This is a genomic window from Halioglobus sp. Uisw_031 (genome assembly GCF_047729875.1).
GTDB lineage: Bacteria > Pseudomonadota > Gammaproteobacteria > Pseudomonadales > Halieaceae > Marimicrobium.
Genome location: NZ_CP159826.1, coordinates 1,878,737 through 1,897,722, shown reverse-complemented (window position 1 = coordinate 1,897,722; position 18,986 = coordinate 1,878,737). Strand labels below are relative to the sequence as shown.

Here is an 18,986-nt window from a genome sequence, read left to right as displayed (position 1 = left end):
TTGGTAAAACTAATGGAACCTACTCAGAAGAAACTCCTAGGCATTGCCGCCGAACTTTTTGCCGAGCGCGGTTTCAGCGCTGTGTCGATGCGCGAGATTTCTCGCAGCGCCGGTATCACTCAGGCCGCGATATACCATCACTTTATCAACAAAGAAGCGCTGTATGTTGCAGCGGTGGAATATCTTTATGAGGGCCAGGCGACTGAGCTGGTGAGCCTAGCCAGTCAGCAAGAGGACCCCGAGGCGCAATTGGCGGTTACGGTGTCGAGTCTGCTTAAGTTGTTTGATAAACAAGCCCAATTTCGGCGTATCTATTTTCGTGAACTCCTTGATGGTGACCAGAAACGCTTGAAGCTATTGGCAGACGGCGCATTTCCCGAGATCCACCAGTTCTTGGTCGGCTTGATGGCGCAGCTTGCACCGCATATGGACAGCCATCTGATGGTGCTCGATCTGACCGGACTGATCTTTCACCATCTTGAAGCCAGAAAGTTGTCTGCGCAGCTGGATACCGGACGTGCCAAACATCAAAAATTACCGTATCTGGCAGACCATATTGTCGCCCTGCTACTGAATGGAGTACGAACTCAGTGAAGTTACTATCGGCTTTAATCTTGTTTGTCTTGATCACTGCCTGTGGCGCGTCAGAGCCGGACGTGACGCCGCAGTCTCAGGAGAGCGTGACGTCAGTCGTGGTGACGCACCCGCAGCTGCGCGATATCGATGTTGTATTAACGGCACTAGGCAGTGTTGAGAGCATCAATGATCCCACCGTCTCGGCACAAGCGTCGGGGCAGGTGGAGCAGATTGTGGTGCGAGAGGGTGACCGGATAGAGGTGGGACAATTACTCGCCACTCTGGACAGTACTTTGCATGCGATCGAGTCGGCCAAGTCTGCTGCAGAAGTTCGGCGCTACGGTGTATTGCTTGAGAACCAGGACAGCGAAGTAAAGCGTCTGCTGCGGCTGGCAAAATCCAAGGCGGTGTCTCGGGACAAGCTGGAAGATGAGCAGGCGCAACTGGAAATGTTGACAGCGCAGCGTGATATTGCCTATAAACAGTGGGAGCAGCATCAGTATATGGAGTCGAAAACGCGTATTGTGGCGCCGCTGAATGGACTGATCACTCGCCGCTATATTTCGCCCGGTGATTATGTCATCACCGGTCAGCCATTGTTCGATTTGGTCAGTGTAGACCGGTTACGTGCCCGTATCGGCTTCCCTGAACATGACGCTTCCAGGATCGCAGTAGGCAAAGAGGTGTATCTGACAACCCCTGCGGCGCCCGGCGTCACGGCCATCGGTGAGGTGGCGGCGGTTAACCCGCAGATCAATGTGCACAACCGGGCCGTCGAGATCAGCGTTGAATTTGATAATCCGGGCGGTTGGCTCCCTGGTGCCAGTGCCGATATTGCCTTGGTGGTGGAACGGCGTGCGCAAGCTCTCACAGTGCCTCTGATGGCAGTTGTCATCCGCGATGGCCGTGATGTGGTGTTTGTGGTTGATGGCAAGCAGGCTCGTGCGGTGCCGATCACCGCGGGTTGGCGCGAGGCAGGATGGGTCGAAATTGTCAGTGGCATTAACGCCTCCGACCTGATCGTCATTGAAGGTGCCGGTCTGCTCAGTCACGGTAGTCATATCGAAGTGGATGCACCTGTACTGTGAACATCATCGAATTATTCGTTCGCCGGCGGGTACTCGCCTATATGCTCAGCGCCGCATTGCTGTTGTTTGGCTTTATCGGTCTGCGCGGTATCGGCTTGGATAGGCTGCCCAATGTTAATCCGCCGTTAATTACCGTCACCACTGTGAACCCGGGCGCGAGTCCGGAAGTGATGGATGCCAGCGTCAGCTCGGTGCTGGAATCGGCGGTCAATGCAGTTGCAGGTATTGAGCACATTCAGTCGGTGTCTACTCCGGGTGTATCAGAGGTAATGGTTGAATTTATGTCCACCAAGGACCCGGACGTGGCCTTTACAGAGGTTCAGGCGAAGGTGAATCAGGTTATGAATGATCTGCCACGCGAGGCAGATACGCCCATTGTTGCAAAAATGGATATGAATGCCGAACCTATTGTATGGCTGGTTCTAAAGGGTGACCGGCCGCTCAGCGAGTTGAACCAGATCGCGCTGACGCGGATCAAACGCCAGTTGGAAAATGTGAATGGCGTCGGTGGGGTGAGCGTTGGCGGTGGCCGTGAACGAAAGATCCGTGTCGATCTGGATCTGTCTGCGATGGCAGCCCTTGGTATCACCGCCCAGGATGTGATGGAGGCTTTTAGCCGTGAGCATGTGCAATTACCCGGCGGTTATCTTGTCGGCGGTATGCTGGAAAAACTGCTGCATTTGGATCTAGAGTTTCACAGCACAGCGGAGCTGGCTAATCTGGTAGTGATGTGGCGAGAACAGGTGCCGGTGAAGTTGTCAGACATTGCGACGATCAGTGATGGCTTAGATGACAAGCGCAGTGTGTCCCGATTCAACGGCGAGGACGCGCTGGCGATCGCCGTACGCAAGGTTAGGAATGCCAATACCGTGGCGATTGTCGATGAAATTAATGGACGTCTGGACAATGTGATTATTCCGTCCCTACCCGATGGCGTGGAACTGATGGTGGCCAGCGATGCCTCGAGTATTATTTCCGGAACGGCCAGTGCGCTTAAGAACCACATTGTGGAAGGCACGCTGCTGGCAGCGCTGGTGGTCTGGTTGTTTTTGCTGAACGTGCCGGCCACCGCGATTATTGCCACGGCGATACCGGTGTCACTCGCTGGTGCAGTGGTGGTGATGTTTTTCGGGGGCTATACCTTCAACATTATGACCCTGAGCGGTTTGCTGTTGTTGATCGGGGTGGTAGTCGATGACGCCATTGTGGTGCTAGAAAATATTCACCGCCATATCGAGGCTGGTGAAACGGACCATGAACAGGCAGCGATCGACGGCACCAATGAAGTGGTCTTTGCCGTACTGGCAGCCACCCTAACCTTGGTGTGCATTTTTGCCACGGTAGTTTTTATGGAAGGCATGATTGGTGTGTTCATGCGCTCCTTTGCAGTGGTGGTGTCGGTCGGTGTGGTGGCGTCGCTGTTTGTATCACTGAGTTTGACCCCGGCATTGTGTGCACGATTTTTGAAGCGCGAGACGCGCGAACCGGGCTGGTTGGGAAAGCGTATTACCAGGTTCCATCAGGGGCTAGAAGCGCTGTACCGACGGCTACTGAGCTTTAGCTTGAACCATCGCGTGATAGTGCTGGGGCTTACTGCGATGCTGGTTTTGTCCACCGGGTGGTTTATGGAACAGCTTGGCAGTGAATTTTTCCCCGGCGATGATGAATCGCGTTTCCTCGTCAAGTTGAAGACGCCGCTGGGCTCCTCAATTGACTACATGGAAACAAAAATTGATCAGGCTGAATTGATACTGGCCGATGTGCCTGAGGTACAGCGGGTACTGAGTACCGTCGGTAGCGGTCATGGCAGTGAGGTGAATGAGGCGACGCTTAATGTCTCACTGACGGGGCAGGCCAACCGTAATCGGTCACAGCAGACAATTATGAACGAGGTCCGAACGGCGGTGCGGCGGGTGCCAGGTGTAGAGAGCTTTGTCAGCGCCTACTCTATGTTCGGTTCTGGCGGCGAGCCTTTTGTCGCGTTTATTACCGGGCCAGATTTATACCGCGTAGCGGAGCTTGCCGGCGAAATGGAGCAGCGCATGAAACGAATACCGGGTATGGGCGATGTGCGCATGGAGCTAAATATGGATCGACCGCAGTTATATTTTGACGTTGACCGTAACCGGGCCCAAGCGCTCGGCATCAGTGCCCAGCAGATCGGCGACACGGTGCGGGTACTCGCAGGCGGTGCTGATATTGCCAAGTACAATGCACTGCCTGGCGATGGTGAGCGTTACGATGTACGTCTCGCCGCGCGGCGTGACAGCATGCAGCAGACCCGCGATCTGGAGAACGTCTATCTGCAGGGGCCGGCTAATCAATTGCTGCCCCTGGGTTCCGTCGTCGAGATTAAAGAATCACTGGGTCCGGCTACTGTTAATCGCTTTGACCTGGCCTTTGCTGCTGAATTTAACTCGACCCCGGAGATGGACTTGGGACAAGCCGTGAATGAGTTCAAGGCTCTGGGTGAGGAACTGCTGCCGCCGGGGTATCAAGTGGCCTTGGCAGGACAGGCCGAAGAACTCGGCAAGTCAGTTAATGCCATTTTATTTGTGTTCGCGACCGGCCTCATCCTGATCTACATGGTACTGGCCAGTCAGTTCAATTCTTTCCTGCAGCCGGTGTTGGTGATGCTTGCCCAACCGTTGGCCATTGTTGGCGGCGTAGTGGGATTGTGGGTGGCAGGGCATACCCTCAATATTTATTCGATGATTGGGTTGGTACTGCTGATCGGCTTGGTGTCAAAAAATTCCATTCTGCTAGTAGATTTGATCAACCGTTATCGCAGGCAGGGCATGGATACTGCAACGGCTATTCAGGAAGCGTGTCCGCGCCGCATGCGCCCGGTGTTAATGACGTCTTTAACCATTGTGCTGGCGATGCTGCCGGCTGCCATTGGGGTGGGTGAGGGCGCGGGACAGTACGGCCCGCTGGCGGTAGCGGTGATCGGTGGGGTGGTAAGCTCCACACTGTTGACACTCCTGGTGGTACCCGTGGCATATTCATTAATGGATCGGTGGTTGGTACACCAATCGGTGGTAGCTGTTCAGGAGGGGTAGGGCGCCGGGGTAACGCCTTACGGTATATTTGCATCAGAGCAAGCACCCCGGCCGCGCCGCTGGCCCTGAAAAAAACCTGATCATAAGGATCTTTCACCCGCTTCTATCAGTGTTGCAGTCGCGAGGAGGCCAGCGCAATAGGGAAGCTTGGATGCGCCTCTATTGCCCGTCAGGCACAATAAGAACCTTGCCATTTCTGCCCGATTGCGCGGCGCGTTCGACCGCCTGTTTAATCTCACTAACGGTAAAACGTGAGTCCACATTCGCCTTGAGTGCGCCGCTAATGACCAGAGGGATTATCTGTCCGAAGGCCGCCTGCTTTTCTGTCATTGCTGCTGTCTCGAACCACTTAGATAGCCAAAAACCACGTATCCGAATGTCATTAAAAATCAGCATTGCTGGATTCAAGGTCACCGGCTTTCCAGACATCACGCCATAGGACACCAGCGTACCTCCATCGCCGAGGCTTTGCGCCAGGCGAGTAAACGTTTTGCCGCCCACAGCATCTATCCCGAGTGCAATCGGTGTGTTATCGGTAGCACTGGCGATTTGTGCGACAAGGTCGGGACCGTCGATCAACACGACATCGCCACCTTTTGACATCAAGTCTTCTGCTAAGCCTTCACGACGCACAACATTCACCGTCTTTACGCCGCGTTGCTTGGCGAGCTGGATAATGTATCCCCCGACAGCGGAGTTCGCGGCGCTGTGCACAAGCCAGTCACCTTCTTTGAGATCGACAAAAGACGTCAGCATCAGGAGTGCAGAAAGCGGATTAACTGCGGTCATAGAGAGTTGCTCAATCATCTCAGAGCTCGGCGTGCCGAGATCCGGCAAGGGGATAAAGCTCGCAGCGGGGGCGACAATTTGATCGCGCCAAGTCCCGCCGCCGACTAAAAGTACCCGCTGACCGACAGCCAGGTGCGTCACCTCTGCAGACGTCTCTATGACTTGTCCAACGCCTTCGCTACCCGGAGTGGAAGGTAATACTGGGGCAATGCCATACATGCCAGCAATCTGCAGCAAATTTGAGGGGTGAATGGGTGTCGCCAGTACCTTTACCCTAACTTCACCGCTTTGTAATGCACGCGCATTATCTTCTTTGACTTCCAGCACTTCTGCGGGATTCCCCATTTGGCTAAATTCGACATACTTCAGCGAGGAACTGTCCTCAGGAGATGTGGCGCTGTTACTGTCTTCCCCCAGAGCAACAGGCGCTGTGCCTAGAACAAGGGCTAAGATTGAAACGATAGAAAATATTTTCATACTGCTGCTCCGAAGATAAATGTGCGTGATGATGGATCGTGTTTGAAACGTTGATTAAGTGGGGAACTTGTCATCCCGCTCGAACCAACGACCGAGGTATAGTGCTACTAGCGTCCACAGGGCAGCTATGCCGGCCCCGACGAGCGCGACTGACGCCAACCCCAGCCCAAGACCCTGTGTGAGCCCGGTGAATAACCAGGCCATAATGGTGTCTCCCCCCCGATAAGCGACAATGTCAATGACCGGCTTGGCCTTAAAGCGTGTTTCCCGGTCAACCCGAGTGAAGAGCATTTCGCGAGCAGGTCTGGTGACCGCGTAGTTTCCAGCACGCCGTAATATCTGTAAGCCGACCACCACCGCCATGACGGGTGAGATCGCTATCACAATCAAGCCAATACAAATAAGCACTGGAACGAGTGCTATCGTCACTGGCATACCAAATTTGCTCATAATACGGCCGGTGGCAAATAACCCCGTGGCGATGGACAGAGTGTTGACCGCTAGGTCCATCTGCGCCCACACAGCTGTTCGCTCTGGACGGCTGAAATCGGCCAGCAGATTCTTTAGCTCAAAGTAAACGAACGAGCTGATACCCGTATAGAGGAAAATGAATAAAGCGATCGCCAGCAAATAGGGGTTTGAAAAAAATAATTTAAAGCCCGCAAACGGGTTGCCCCCAATCTTCGCTGGTGCATTTTGTGAGATGAAGTCCTCATTATGTAACGCTGAAGACTTCAGCGATTGTAAATAGAAGATGATCGGAATTGGCAGCAACAGCATACCGCTCGCAATCAACATCAAGTTGTCCGTGCCTAAAGATTCTGAGAAGAATGAAGGTATAGCGGGACCAATCAGGCCGCCGACACTCGCGCCTGCCGCAATGATGCCAAAAAGTCTGCCAGCTTGTTCTTTGTTGAACAGGTCCGACATAAAGCTCCAGAACACTGAAATATGTAACAGACTAAACACGCTGACCCAGACATAGAACGCTTTATCGATTAATATCCGATCGACAGAGCCTGACGCGGCCACATAGAAAACGACAAACGTCAGGGCAAAAAAACCGTACACCGTGGGCACCAAGAGCTGAAAGCGAAACCGTGATACGGCAACACCATAAAGCGCAACAACAGCAGTGCTGATAAAGAAATTTATTGTCCATAACCAACTGACTTCTGCATCTGACCAGTCACTGGCCATCGCATCCCGCACGGGACGTAGGATGTAATACGCCGACATCAATATAACCACAAAAAGAAAGGAGCTGAGGGTCGCGTTGACCTCATGAGCTTCAATTCTTGAGACTCGTTTAAGAAACCTGCTAATCGGGTTACTACTGTTAGGCACAAATGGGCCCTCTAAAGGTGTTCTGGTAAAGTCATGGACGATTCACCTGACTCAAATAATCTAATAAATAGGTTGGCCGCAAGTGGAGTGCGTGACGAAAAATTCAGTTTTTCAGTCGCGTAGCGGATTCTGTGAGCAGTCAAATTAAACCGCTAAATGATTGGCTTGGGTGTTGTCTTTTTCAGTCAAGTTCTCGAGGTCCTGGTAGCGCCATCGCGCGAAAAGAAGGATTATCAGAGCGCAGATCACAGTGACTTGTGCTATCTGAAACAGATCAATGTAGTGAAATCCACGCGACAATAATGCGGACATTGCATAGCTCCCGGCCGCCATGCCCGCACCGAAACCCAGCGCCATACCACCCCAAAAGTGAGCGTGCCGAGACAGTCCCACTATTTCAAGCGTGCGGATAGATGAAAGCGCGACAACTCCAAAAAGGGAGACCCCGATCAAAAATGCCGAGCTGGCGACAACGATAACGGAGTCGAACAACAAGACCATAGCGATGGCCGCCGTCGCCATCATGTAGTTAATCGACAAGCCCCAGCGGGTGCTGACTAACCGGGTTAATGGGCCGACATAAATCGCTCCGACGGCACATCCCGCACCAAGGATTGAAAAGAGCGAGCTGCTATCGCGAATACTAAGTCCTAAATCGCGGTGCATATAGTCCGCCAAAAATAACGTGTGAGGGACCACTGCAATGCTCATTAACGTATAGGCCGCTGTTATCAATAGCACCAGACGCCTCCGCCTGGGTGCAAGCGGTTGGATTGAATCCGCGCTAGGCTCGCGCTCATGCGGCGCCATCGAAACAAAACGCCAAGCAACTGCAGCGACCAAAAACGTAATTGCGGCCTCCACGAACCAGCCGCCGCTCGGGCCCTTGACGATAAAAAAGGGTAACACTAAGCTGATAATGACGATTGCTATTCCACCCCCGCTAACGGCAAACCCAAGACACATGCTTTTTGCCTTAGCACTGACACTTCTCACCACTAACGCTGTCGTGTGAACCATCAAGCTGGCGGCTGCAAAGCCGGCTAACGATCGTCCCGCAGCTAGCCACGCAAAGCCAAAGTTCCAGAAACACATGCCTAAGCCAATCACCGCGAGCAGCAGCGAGGTACGCATCAGCAACCGGATACCCGTGACACGAGGTAGCCACAGTGCTGCCACGCAACCGACAATATAGCCAAGGCCATTAAACGCCCCCAGATACCCAGCCTCAGCCTTGGTGACCCAGTGCATATCGATCAACGAAGGGACTAGAGGCCCGTAGGCAAACCGCGCAAGGCAGATTGATATGGCAAATAAACAAAACCCAGAAACGGTTGCATAGACAGGACCGGGGAGCGCTGTTTTCATTTCGTGGCCTGCGTGGGAGCGCTTATGGTCATAGGTTGGGTCACAGTCGCGCTGGCGGCGGCTTTTTGCAGCGCCTGTGCTCGCTGAGCTTGCTGAATCACATAGGCCCGAACAGCCTCGCTTTGTTTCGCGCTGATGTTATTGGCAAATGACGCCATGCCCAGGTCTTTCAGTTTTCCGCCTCGCACAACGTCCTCCCAGCCTGTTTCATCCCAAAGGTAAGCCGATCCTCTCAGGTCAGGAATCAATAAGCCTGATACGGCATTGAGTCCGTGACAACCCATGCAGACATCCTGATAAGTCTGATGCCCCAGTTGCAGTGTGGCATCGCTGGCCTTCAATTCTGGCGGATTAAACACTACCGTTGGTGTCCAGGGTACAGCGGGGAGGGTGGCTTTGCCTCCCCGTTTAAACGTCAGCACGCGACTAACATTGGGTAAACTTTCAGCCTGTACATATTCGCCAAATACCAGTGCAAATGCCCCACCCCAACCGACATTAATTGAAATGTATTGCTCCCCGTCGATTTCGTAGGTGATAGGGGGTGCCACCACGCCGGTCTGGGTGGAAAAATCCCATAACTGTTCGCCCGTGTCGGCACGGTAGGCAACCAGGTTGCCGTCAGCCGTGCCTTGGAAGACAAGGTTGCCCGCTGTGGACAATACACCGCCATTCCATGACCCCTTGTGCTCTACCCGCCATGCTTCTGTTTGTTGTACGGGGTCCCAAGCCAGTAAGCGGCCTTGCACCAATGCGCCGATGGCATCGCGTTCGGCTTGATCATCGGGTAGGCCGCCCACCACCGAGTCTGTTCCTGTGTTGGCAACACCCGGGTTATATTGGAAGTTTTCGGGCTGCCCATACACTGCAGGGATATCCAGCACCGGGATATAGACGAGGCCCGTGGCCGGGCTGTAGGACATCGGATGCCAGTTGTGTCCGCCAAGGTAAGACGGATAGAGCATGAACGGAACATCGGTATAGCGTGCTTCAGGCACTTCCACGGGTCGACCTGTTTCCATGTCGACGTGGGTTGCCCAGGTGATATTAATATAGTTCTCGGCCGACAGTAGTTCGCCGGTTTCACGGTCCAGTATATAAAAGAAACCGTTTTTAGGTGCCTGCATCACTATTTTTCGAACACTGCCGCGCAGCGTAATATCTGCTAGGATAATGTGCTGTGTCGCAGTGTAATCCCAGCTCTCTCCCGGTGTAGTCTGGTAGTGCCACACGTATTCGCCCGTGTCTGGGCGAACAGCGACAATGGATGACAGGAAGAGGTTGTCACCGCCACCCGGCGAGCGGATTTCCTGATTCCAGGGTGTCCCATTGCCAACCCCAAAATACAGCAGGTCCAGTTCAGGGTCGTAAGCCATTGAGTCCCAGACGGTGCCGCCCCCACCCCCAAGCTTCCACCATTCACCATTCCATGTTGTGGCGGCCAGTGCCATCGCATCGTTTTCAAATCCGAGCGCCGGATCGCCGGGCACCGTGTAGAACCGCCATGCCATGGATCCATCTGCGACGTTGTAGGCGCTGATATAGCCTCGCACACCAAATTCGGCGCCTCCGTTGCCGATCATAACTTTGCCCTTAATCACGCGGGGCGCGCCGGTGATGGTATAAGGCAGCGCTGGGTCGAAAGTGGGCACCTGCCAATTAACGTCTCCGGTGGCAGCATCGAGGGCGAATAGACGCCCGTCCAATGCACCGAAAAAGACTTGTCCCTGCCAGACCGCAACGCCTCGATTAACCACATCGCAGCAGGCATGTTTAGATTTTTCCTTGGCCACTTTCGGGTCAAACGTCCACAGTTTCTTACCATTGCGAGCATCTATCGCATGCACAATGCTCCAGGCAGACGTCGTATACATAACCCCATTTACCATAAGAGAGGTCGCTTCGATACCGCGTTTGGTGTTGAGGTCGTAAGACCAAGCTAAGCCAAGTTCAGCGACGTTGTCGACGCTAATCTGTGTCAACGGGCTGTAGCGTTGTTCGCTGTAGGTGCGCCCATGAGTCATCCACTCGCCGGGTGCGTTATCAGCCTTTACAATACGCTCAGCGTCTACTGCCGCTGCGCTAGAAGCTGCCATGCCCGCAGATCTGGATGAGTCGATTTGGCTCTGTGGGGTGCACGCTGTCAGCATGACCACTACCAAGGCAGATAAATTGACGGAGGAAAAAATTCTTATCATAACAATACGATACTCTGAAATGTCGTGTATTGGACAGCAAACTAATTATGTATAGACATCATATATTTTTTGAATCATCAGGGAAATGGAGCTTTGGAAATCACACAATTCCTTGTTACTCATGTTGTCTTCGCGCGTTCGTTCAATGCTTTTTGTACCGCTAATTGCCCGGCCAGACTGGCATCAAGTTTCAATGACATCCAAATCGGGACTATCATCATCAGTGCCAATCCCGGCCCCATTACAATACCGAGCCCTAGCGCAACGCTTTCGGGCGTCTCGCCGGGCACTGCGCCGGCTGCGAGGCCTATCATATCCAAGAAGGGGCCCGCTACCAGGTAGCCAAAACCGGCACAAAATTTAGCCGCAAAAAATGCTGCTGCAAACATGACGCCTTCTTGTCGCTGCCCTGTCGCCAGCTCATGTTCATCCGCAATATCTGCCAGCAAGGCCTGATTGGCGACCGTTCGCATAATACTCATCGTGACAAATATGGCGTAGTTGACAAACACCAGTCCGAACACGATTCCCGCTTCCTGTGGCAGCCAGCCCAATAATTTTAGAGGTGTTAGCCATGCCAGGTTGAGTGCGCCTATTATGCAGCTAAACTGTAAAAGCTGCTGTTTTTCCAGCCGCTTGTTGACGAAGTGTGAACTGCCGGTCACGATAATGACGGCTAATATGGGCGGCCCCGCAAACAGTATCGATATTTGCAGCGTATCGAGTTCCCAGAAATAGGTGAAGCTGACCATGAGCAGGGCGCTGAGAACACCTCCCAGTCCGCCGACGGCTGTTTCCAGAAAGACGAGATAGCGAAAGTTCTTGTTATTAAAAGTGGCAAAGATATTACGCAGAAGATTGTCATTCTTAGCTGAGGTGCGTTCGATTAGCGCCGGAATATAGTGCCAGGTACTTTGGATGCAGATAGTGCTAAAAATAATCGCGCCAAGTCCACTGAGCCAGCCATAAAGGTGATAGTTGTCCTCAATAAAGCGGCCGTCGAGGCCTCCGCTATCATTAAAAATGAAAAACATCGCCGCGGCGGCTGCGACAACGCCCATAAACCAGCCCAGATTGGTTCGAGCACTGGCAATACGGGTACGCTCATGATAATCCGTGGTCATTTCCGCGCCAAGAGCCAGATAAGGGATCATGAAAAACGTTAGGGCGGTACGCAACACAATAACGCTGCCCAATAACCACAGGAATAAGCTACGCTGGCTGCTTAGAACAGCTTCTGGCGGTTCGAATAATGCGATAAAACCGAGTGCGATAGGCAATACAGACGCCACCATAAGAGGATGCCGACGACCCCAGCGAGTGCGCAAATTGTCGGACCATGCGCCTACCATTGGATCTGAAATTGCGTCCCACACAACTGACAGCGCAATAGCGAGTCCGGTGAGTGTGCCGCTGAGTCCCAATACCTGCTTGTAATAAAACAGGACAAAAGCGGCGAATGCGGCATCTTTCAAGGCATAGGTGATGGCGCCTGAGCTGTAAAGGAGCCGGTTGGAGAGGGTCACCGTTGAGATGTCTGTATCCTTATTGGGCAGCGCTATGAGGGCGTGTATAAACTCGGCCCAGAACTGGAATGACTATTATGAGTTGATAATCGTCAGGTTCTTGCAAAGTCAATTAACGGACGCAGATGGTGCCATAGATTAGCCGGAATTAATATCTTCAGTGAGTTTTAATAGGTTCTTAGAGCCTCTAACATCGTTGCGCTGCTTAGCGGGCCATCGAGCCCCATACCACTGCGGTTTAGACGGGGCATCCAAGCCTTGCACCGCTACAACGAATGCGGGCAGTGTCGTTTTACCGATCTGGCAAGTCATGACAGACCGGGTTTGACCTAGCAGCCCTAGATTGCGATCTCCGCCATCGTTCTGAGCAGATTGATATCGCCGTTAATCAGCAACGAGGTGACAGGCGAGTTTTCCCAGTCCTTGAGTTTTTCTTTGATGCGATCCTTAGGGCCAGACAGGGAGATTTCATCGGCGAACTCACTTGGCACTGCCGCTATGGCCTCATCCCGTTTACCCTCAAAAAACAGCTTCTGAATTTGATCCGCTTCCTCAGGGTAGCCCATACGTGCCATCAATTCCTTGTGGAAGTTGCGCTTGGCCGCTCCCATACCACCAATATAGAATCCCAGCATGGCTTTGACGGGATAAAGCGCCTGCTCCATGTCGTCATTAATATTGACCAATACGGTGGGTGCGATCTCAAAGCCAGGCTTGGCAGCGGTTAGTTGATCAGCATAAACATCCTGTCGGTAGGGTGAGTAGTAGAGGGGCAGCCAGCCATCGGCAATCTCGGCTGTTTGTGTGACATTTTTGGGCCCCTCGGCGCCAATAAAGATGGGAACGTCTGCCCGTAGCGGGTGCGTGATTGATTTAAGTGGCTTGCCCATGCCCCATGCCCCGGGCCCGTTATAAGGCAGTGGATAAAATTCGCCGTCATTGGTAACAGGTGCCTCACGCGCCAGCACCTTACGAATAATGTCTACGTATTCACGCGTGCGAGTCACCGGCTTGCTGTAAGGCTGTCCGTACCAGCCCTCTACCACCTGCGGGCCTGAGACGCCCAACCCAAGTGTCATGCGCCCACCCGATAAGTGGTCTATTGACAGCGTTGCCATGGCGCAGGCCGCCGGGGTGCGTGCCGACAACTGGGCGACCGAGGTGCCCAGGCGAATCGTTTTTGTGTGGGCACCTATCCATGCCAGTGGAGTGAAGCAATCACTGCCCCATGATTCTGCTGTCCACACAGAATCGAAGCCCAGACGCTCGGCCTCTTGCGCAAGTTCAACATGAGCATTTCCTGGCGCTAGTGCGCCCCAATAGCCCAGTTGCAGGCCCAGAGAAAGTGTCGACATAGTGGTCTCCTTTTGCGGACGCTCACTGTACGCCAATGATTGTCCTGAGAGAAAGTGCTGTGAGGCCAATTTCGCTGACTTCACCGATCAATTATATTTTCAATCAGAGACGGCATTGGATAGACTCTGCCCCCACGAAGTCCTCGCCAGCGGAGTAATTAATGAGCCGACTCACCCATCTCGATGATCAAGGCGCTGCCCATATGGTGGATGTTGGAGATAAGGCCATGACCGAACGCGTGGCTATCGCTGCAGCCGCCATATCGATGCAGCCGCAAACTTTCGCCCTGTTGCAACAGGGCGCACATAAAAAAGGCGATGTATTGGCGGTCGCTCGCATCGCGGGCATTCAGGCCGCAAAAAAGTGTGCGGAGCTTATTCCGCTTTGCCATCCTTTGATGTTGACCTCGATAGAGGTCAGCTTTGAGCTGCAGCCTGAGTTGAATCGGGTGACCATCGAGGCCTGCTGTAAGGTGTCAGGAAAAACGGGAGTAGAAATGGAAGCATTGACGGCAGCCTCGATCGCTGCGCTCACGATTTATGACATGTGCAAAGCGGTGGATCGGGGCATGGAAATTCATGGCGTTAACCTACTAAGAAAGGAGGGTGGTGACTCAGGCGTGTGGCAACGCGAAGTAGAGGGTGCCCCCTGATGCTAAAAGTGTTGTTCTTTGCTCGCACAAGAGAAGAACTGGCGTGCTCTGGTTTGGAATTACACTGGCCAGATACCGGATTAGACCTGTATACGCTGCAGGAACAGCTGTGCGCTGAGCACGGCCAATCTTGGCGTGACATTCTGACGCAGGACAACATGATTCGCGCGGTTAATCAGAAGGTGGTTAACGACAATTGTCAATTGAATGACGGTGATGAAATTGCATTCTTTCCCCCGGTGACCGGTGGCTGAGGTGGCGATCTTGGAAAACATTAGTATCAACGTGCACGAAGCTGATTTTGATGTGGCGGGGCTACAGCGCGGACTTTTGTCGGGCCTATCTGCAGAAGGTGCTGTCGCCACTTTTACCGGATATGTACGTCGTGCCAATGACGATAGGCAGGTGTCTACGCTGGAGTTAGAACACTATCCGGGCATGACCGAGCAGAGCATTAAGACAATTATTGATGAAGCTGCTGATCGCTGGCCCCTCCTGGCGGCATCGGTGGTGCATAGGGTAGGGCGATTGTCTCCGGGAGACCAGATCGTTTGGGTTGGGGTCGCATCAACGCACCGAGAAGCGGCCTTTAGCGCCTGCGAATTTATCATGGATTATTTAAAAACCCGCGCGCCATTCTGGAAGAAGGAATTGGGCCCGTTCGGCGAAATCTGGGTTTCGGCCAGACAAGATGATGAATCTAGAGCCGCTAGATGGCAGGATGACAGTACCCCATAGCCTGAATAGGGGATGTGCCACTGCTGCGGCTGGGCTCCAATGAGCTACAGCATTAACAGTAGTGATTATGCGTAGAGAATGTGAGCAATGAGTTTAGACGTACGAGATTTTAGAAACGCCCTAGGGCGTTTCGCCACGGGTGTGACCCTTGTCACCGCTGTGTCAGACACACAAAAGGCTCTGGGCATGACGGCGAATTCGTTTTCGTCAGTGTCCCTGGATCCGCCGCTCGTGCTGTGGTCACTGCAAAATAACTCTGACGTCTACGATGTTTTCGCCACGCCACGTTTTTTTGCCATCAACGTATTAAGCAGTGAGCAGCAGAGCCACTCGAATCAGTATGCCAAAAAGGGCGAACACCAACTGGATCCTTCGCATTACCGGTTGGGTAAATATGGCGCGCCATTGATTCGTCACGCGCTGGTGACCTTCGAATGTGAGCTTCACGCAACCCATGACGGCGGAGATCATGTCATTATCGTTGGTTTGGTAAAGGATATGCATGAGCGACCAACGGGTGATCCTCTACTATTTCATCAGGGCCGTTACGGAGAATTGCGCTAGTAAGGCTAACTCATTGCTCGGTTAAGCCTTTATACTGTGCCGCTTGCATCAAATGAGTCAGGCCCCTATGAAATTCTGTACCAGCTGCGGCAACGCGGTCATCCTTAAAGTCCCTGCTGGAGACGACCGCGAGCGGTTTGTCTGTAGCAGCTGCGAGTTTATCCATTATAGTAATCCCCATATCATTGTCGGCTGCGTGCCTGTCTATAAAGGTAAGGTGTTGCTGTGTAAGCGCGCCATTGAGCCGCGCAAAGGTTTCTGGACGCTGCCTGCAGGTTTCATGGAAAATGGCGAGACCACTTTGCAAGGTGCGACCCGGGAGACCTGGGAGGAGGCGAAGGCGCGAGTCACTAACGTCGACCTTTATCGCATCTTTGACGTGCCCTACATTAGTCAGGTTTACATGTTTTATCGCTGCGACCTGGATGATGGGGAGCACAGTGCGGGGCCTGAAAGTCTGGAGACACAGCTGTATGCTGAGGCTGATATTCCTTGGGATAATATTGCGTTCCAAGTGGTGTCAGAGACACTCAAAGAATACTTTTCTGACGCCGCAGCTGGGCATTTCCCGGTGCGCGTATCGGCTATAGATCATCGCGCGAAGCGCAGCTGACATTTTACTAAGCGATCATTACCGCGTCTGACGCGTGCTATGCATTTTGCATTGTAGTGATATAAAGGAGTAATTACTCATGGCATTTCCAAAAGTTGGTGGGGTGGCCCCTGCATTCACCCTGTTAGATCAAGAAGGCAAAAAGGTCAGTCTGAAAGAATTCAAGGGTAAGAAGAATGTCGTGCTGTACTTTTATCCCAAAGCGATGACCCCTGGATGCACGGTACAGGCTTGTGGTATTCGTGACAGCAAGAATGCTCTGGCCAAAATCGATACTGTGGTGCTAGGCGTTAGCCCCGATCCTGTTGCTAAGTTGGGTCGATTTATCGAAAAACAAGATCTTAACTTTACCCTGCTTTCTGACGAGGATCACGCCATCACCGAGAAATACGGTGCATGGGACCTTAAAAAATTCATGGGCCGCGAGTTCATGGGTGTGTTACGCACCACCTTTATCATTGGCAAGGATGGACGCATAAAGCATGTGATGAGTAAGGTGAAAACCAAATCTCACCATGACGATGTTATTGCGCTGATCACGGAGTTAGGGCTGTAGCTCTCACGTTATGTTGAACTATTTATTTGATGATGCGCCCGACTCGGGTGAGATTCGCGAAATTGTGCCGGGCGTGCTGTGGCTGCGTATGCCACTGCCCATGGCACTAGACCACATCAATCTTTATCTGCTTGAAGATACGGATGGCTGGTGGCTAATCGATACCGGTATTGCGATTGGTCCAACCCAGGAACTGTGGGAAAAGGTATTTGAGCGGCATCTGAATGGCAAGCCGGTGAAGGCGGTGGTGTCGACACACTACCATCCTGACCATACCGGCATGGCAGGTTGGCTGTGCGAGAAATGGCAGGTTCCTTTCTATATGACCGAGGCTGAATACTTCACCGGTCTATCCTTTTCCAGAACCACGAATGAGCATTTCAACTGGGCAACAGAACGCCACCTCACCCGCTCCGGATATACCCCAGATCAGATTGTAAAATCCCGCAAGCACTTTGGCGGGTTTGGACCCTACATCACGCCTATGCCTACGGCTTACCGACGCATGGTTGACGGTGGATTTTTATCCATTAATGGTAACCGTTGGCAGGTGATAATAGGCCGGGGGCACTCACCGGAACATGCCTGCTTGTACAGCAGCGGACTCAATATTCTGATCTCTGGGGATCAGGTGATCCCTAGAATTACATCCAATATCAGTGTCTCGGGCTCCGAGCCAGAAGGCAATCCGCTTAAGGAGTGGTTCAGATCGCTGGAGCATTTTCTCGAGGTGCTGCCAGACGACACCCTCGTGCTGCCGGCGCACAATACGCCATTTTACGGGCTGCATGAGCGGTTGCGGTACTTGATCGAGCACCATGAGGAGCATTTATTGGCGTTGGAAGAGGCGTGTTTGAGCGATCCAGCCAGCGCGATGGAGCTGCTACCGGTGATGTTTAAACGCAAACTCGATGATCATAATCTCGGTTTGGCATTGGGGGAGTGTATTGCGCATCTCAATTACCTGCACCACCGGGGACAGATTGAGCGAACAGTCGACGAGCTAGGCTGTTATCGCTATGCCTCGGTAGATTCAACATTGCCTATGCGTCTTCGCAAACAGCGCCATGACGCCGATGATGCAGCACCCATGCAAGTATAAATATTAATTATAATCAATTAGTTATGCCATGAATATAATGTTAAAAGAAGCATATATACTCACTCTGCCAGCCGTATCAGGAAGGAATTAAGCGTCATGCCAATGCCAAAGGATATTGGGGTCATCGATTTAATGCTCGCCATACCCGGCGATGACAGCAGCACTTTTTATGACTGGATTAAGCCCTTGTTGATGGACCGGGAAAGTCATGATCTGTTTAGCATGCCCGCCCAATACATGTTCAAGGACATACCCGATACCAGTAACAAAGGAGATGCTATCGCCTATACGTTGGCGCAGATGGATAAGCATGGCATAGAGCGCGCCATGATTGGCTTAGGCTTTAGCGATTTACAGGAACAGGCCCTGCGCGCGCATCCAGACCGATTTTTTGCTTCTTACGAGGCGAATGCCAACAGGGGCATGGACGAGGTGCGCAAGATTGTCGCGATGCATGAGGAGTTTGATATAAAAGCGGTGACAGCTGCCCCCGCCATGATCTGCCCACCGGTGCCGGTCAACGATAAGAAGTGGTACCCGATCTATGCCAAGCTTGTGGAGCTGGATATTCCCTTCTGCCCGTGTATGGGGGTTCCCGGGCCACGGGTGCCGTTCGGACCACAGAAAGTTGAATTACTGGATGAGGTGCTATGGTTTTTTCCTGAACTGCGAGTGGTGACCCGCCACGGTTGTGAGCCCTGGACCGATGTAGCATGGAAAATGATGCTCAAGTATCCCAATTTATATTATATGACCAGCGCATTTGCGCCCAAGCATTACCCGCCTGACATTATCGACTTTGCCAATAAGCGCGGCTCTGGTCAGGTGATGTACGCCGGCTATTTTCCTATGGGCCTATCGTTAGACCGAATTTTCAGTGAAATGCCCGACGTGCCGTTTCGCGATGAGGTGTGGCCAAAATTTCTGCGAGAAAACGCTATCAAGGTGTTTAAGCTCGATGAATAAGCGATTGC

The 18,986-nt window shown here is 52.7% G+C and carries 17 protein-coding genes; 11 read left to right on the top strand and 6 right to left on the bottom strand.

Features of this window, described 5'->3' with window-relative positions; genetic code table 11:
* The first annotated feature begins 12 nt into the window (after positions 1–12).
* From ABXT62_RS08625 to ABXT62_RS08615, 3 genes are read left to right on the top strand one after another with little or no spacing between them, the layout of a single operon-like run.
* Positions 13–594 carry a TetR/AcrR family transcriptional regulator gene (locus tag ABXT62_RS08625; protein ID WP_415354834.1) on the top strand — a complete coding sequence of 194 codons (582 nt, stop codon included), beginning with the start codon at positions 13–15 and terminating at the stop codon, positions 592–594.
* Entirely contained in the window at positions 591–1,664 is a 1,074-nt protein-coding gene (locus tag ABXT62_RS08620; RefSeq protein ID WP_415354833.1) for an efflux RND transporter periplasmic adaptor subunit, read from the top strand. The genes ABXT62_RS08625 and ABXT62_RS08620 overlap by 4 nt, the downstream gene beginning before the upstream one ends.
* Positions 1,661–4,726, top strand: a complete 3,066-nt coding sequence (locus tag ABXT62_RS08615; protein WP_415354832.1) for an efflux RND transporter permease subunit — start codon at positions 1,661–1,663, stop codon at positions 4,724–4,726. Before ABXT62_RS08620 ends, ABXT62_RS08615 begins: the two co-directional genes overlap by 4 nt.
* Before the next feature lie 159 nt (positions 4,727–4,885).
* Here the strand turns inward: ABXT62_RS08615 and ABXT62_RS08610 are convergent, their stop codons facing one another.
* The 6 genes from ABXT62_RS08610 to ABXT62_RS08585 form a co-directional block, all read right to left on the bottom strand.
* Positions 4,886–5,992: a zinc-dependent alcohol dehydrogenase family protein gene (locus ABXT62_RS08610; RefSeq protein WP_415354831.1), complete on the bottom strand. Its 1,107-nt coding sequence runs from the start codon at positions 5,990–5,992 to the stop codon at positions 4,886–4,888.
* 54 nt (positions 5,993–6,046) lie between these two features.
* Positions 6,047–7,243 (bottom strand): NTP/NDP exchange transporter, encoded by a 1,197-nt coding sequence (locus ABXT62_RS08605; RefSeq protein WP_415358184.1) that lies wholly within the window; start codon positions 7,241–7,243, stop codon positions 6,047–6,049.
* 240 nt (positions 7,244–7,483) lie between these two features.
* Positions 7,484–8,707: a YbfB/YjiJ family MFS transporter gene (locus ABXT62_RS08600; RefSeq protein WP_415354830.1), complete on the bottom strand. Its 1,224-nt coding sequence runs from the start codon at positions 8,705–8,707 to the stop codon at positions 7,484–7,486.
* Positions 8,704–10,803, bottom strand: coding sequence for a PQQ-dependent dehydrogenase, methanol/ethanol family (locus ABXT62_RS08595; protein WP_415354829.1), 2,100 nt, complete (start codon positions 10,801–10,803; stop codon positions 8,704–8,706). The genes ABXT62_RS08600 and ABXT62_RS08595 overlap by 4 nt, the downstream gene beginning before the upstream one ends.
* Positions 10,804–11,024: 221 nt before the next feature.
* Complete coding sequence (locus ABXT62_RS08590) at positions 11,025–12,431, bottom strand: MFS transporter (protein ID WP_415354828.1); 1,407 nt, start codon at positions 12,429–12,431, stop codon at positions 11,025–11,027.
* 338 nt (positions 12,432–12,769) lie between these two features.
* On the bottom strand, positions 12,770–13,786 hold the full coding sequence (locus ABXT62_RS08585) for an LLM class F420-dependent oxidoreductase (RefSeq protein ID WP_415354827.1): 1,017 nt from the start codon (positions 13,784–13,786) through the stop codon (positions 12,770–12,772).
* 161 nt (positions 13,787–13,947) lie between these two features.
* Here ABXT62_RS08585 and moaC point away from each other — a divergent pair, with 161 nt between their 5' ends.
* From moaC to ABXT62_RS08545, 8 genes are all read left to right on the top strand, one after another.
* Positions 13,948–14,439, top strand: coding sequence for a cyclic pyranopterin monophosphate synthase MoaC (moaC, locus tag ABXT62_RS08580; protein ID WP_415354826.1), 492 nt, complete (start codon positions 13,948–13,950; stop codon positions 14,437–14,439).
* Positions 14,439–14,693: a MoaD/ThiS family protein gene (locus tag ABXT62_RS08575; RefSeq protein ID WP_415354825.1), complete on the top strand. Its 255-nt coding sequence runs from the start codon at positions 14,439–14,441 to the stop codon at positions 14,691–14,693. The genes moaC and ABXT62_RS08575 overlap by 1 nt, the downstream gene beginning before the upstream one ends.
* A 7-nt stretch (positions 14,694–14,700) precedes the next feature.
* Positions 14,701–15,177 (top strand): molybdopterin synthase catalytic subunit MoaE, encoded by a 477-nt coding sequence (moaE, locus tag ABXT62_RS08570; RefSeq protein WP_415358183.1) that lies wholly within the window; start codon positions 14,701–14,703, stop codon positions 15,175–15,177.
* Between the two features lie 87 nt (positions 15,178–15,264).
* A complete protein-coding gene (locus tag ABXT62_RS08565; protein WP_415354824.1) occupies positions 15,265–15,741 on the top strand; it encodes a flavin reductase family protein in 477 nt (158 codons plus the stop codon).
* Positions 15,742–15,808: 67 nt separating this feature from the next.
* Positions 15,809–16,354, top strand: coding sequence for an NUDIX hydrolase (locus ABXT62_RS08560; RefSeq protein WP_415354822.1), 546 nt, complete (start codon positions 15,809–15,811; stop codon positions 16,352–16,354).
* A 79-nt stretch (positions 16,355–16,433) separates the two neighbouring features.
* Positions 16,434–16,910 (top strand): thioredoxin-dependent thiol peroxidase, encoded by a 477-nt coding sequence (gene bcp, locus ABXT62_RS08555; RefSeq protein WP_415354821.1) that lies wholly within the window; start codon positions 16,434–16,436, stop codon positions 16,908–16,910.
* A 10-nt stretch (positions 16,911–16,920) separates the two neighbouring features.
* Positions 16,921–18,012 carry an MBL fold metallo-hydrolase gene (locus tag ABXT62_RS08550; protein ID WP_415354820.1) on the top strand — a complete coding sequence of 364 codons (1,092 nt, stop codon included), beginning with the start codon at positions 16,921–16,923 and terminating at the stop codon, positions 18,010–18,012.
* 96 nt (positions 18,013–18,108) lie between these two features.
* Positions 18,109–18,978, top strand: a complete 870-nt coding sequence (locus ABXT62_RS08545) for an amidohydrolase family protein (RefSeq protein WP_415354819.1) — start codon at positions 18,109–18,111, stop codon at positions 18,976–18,978.
* The last annotated feature ends 8 nt before the right edge of the window (positions 18,979–18,986 follow it).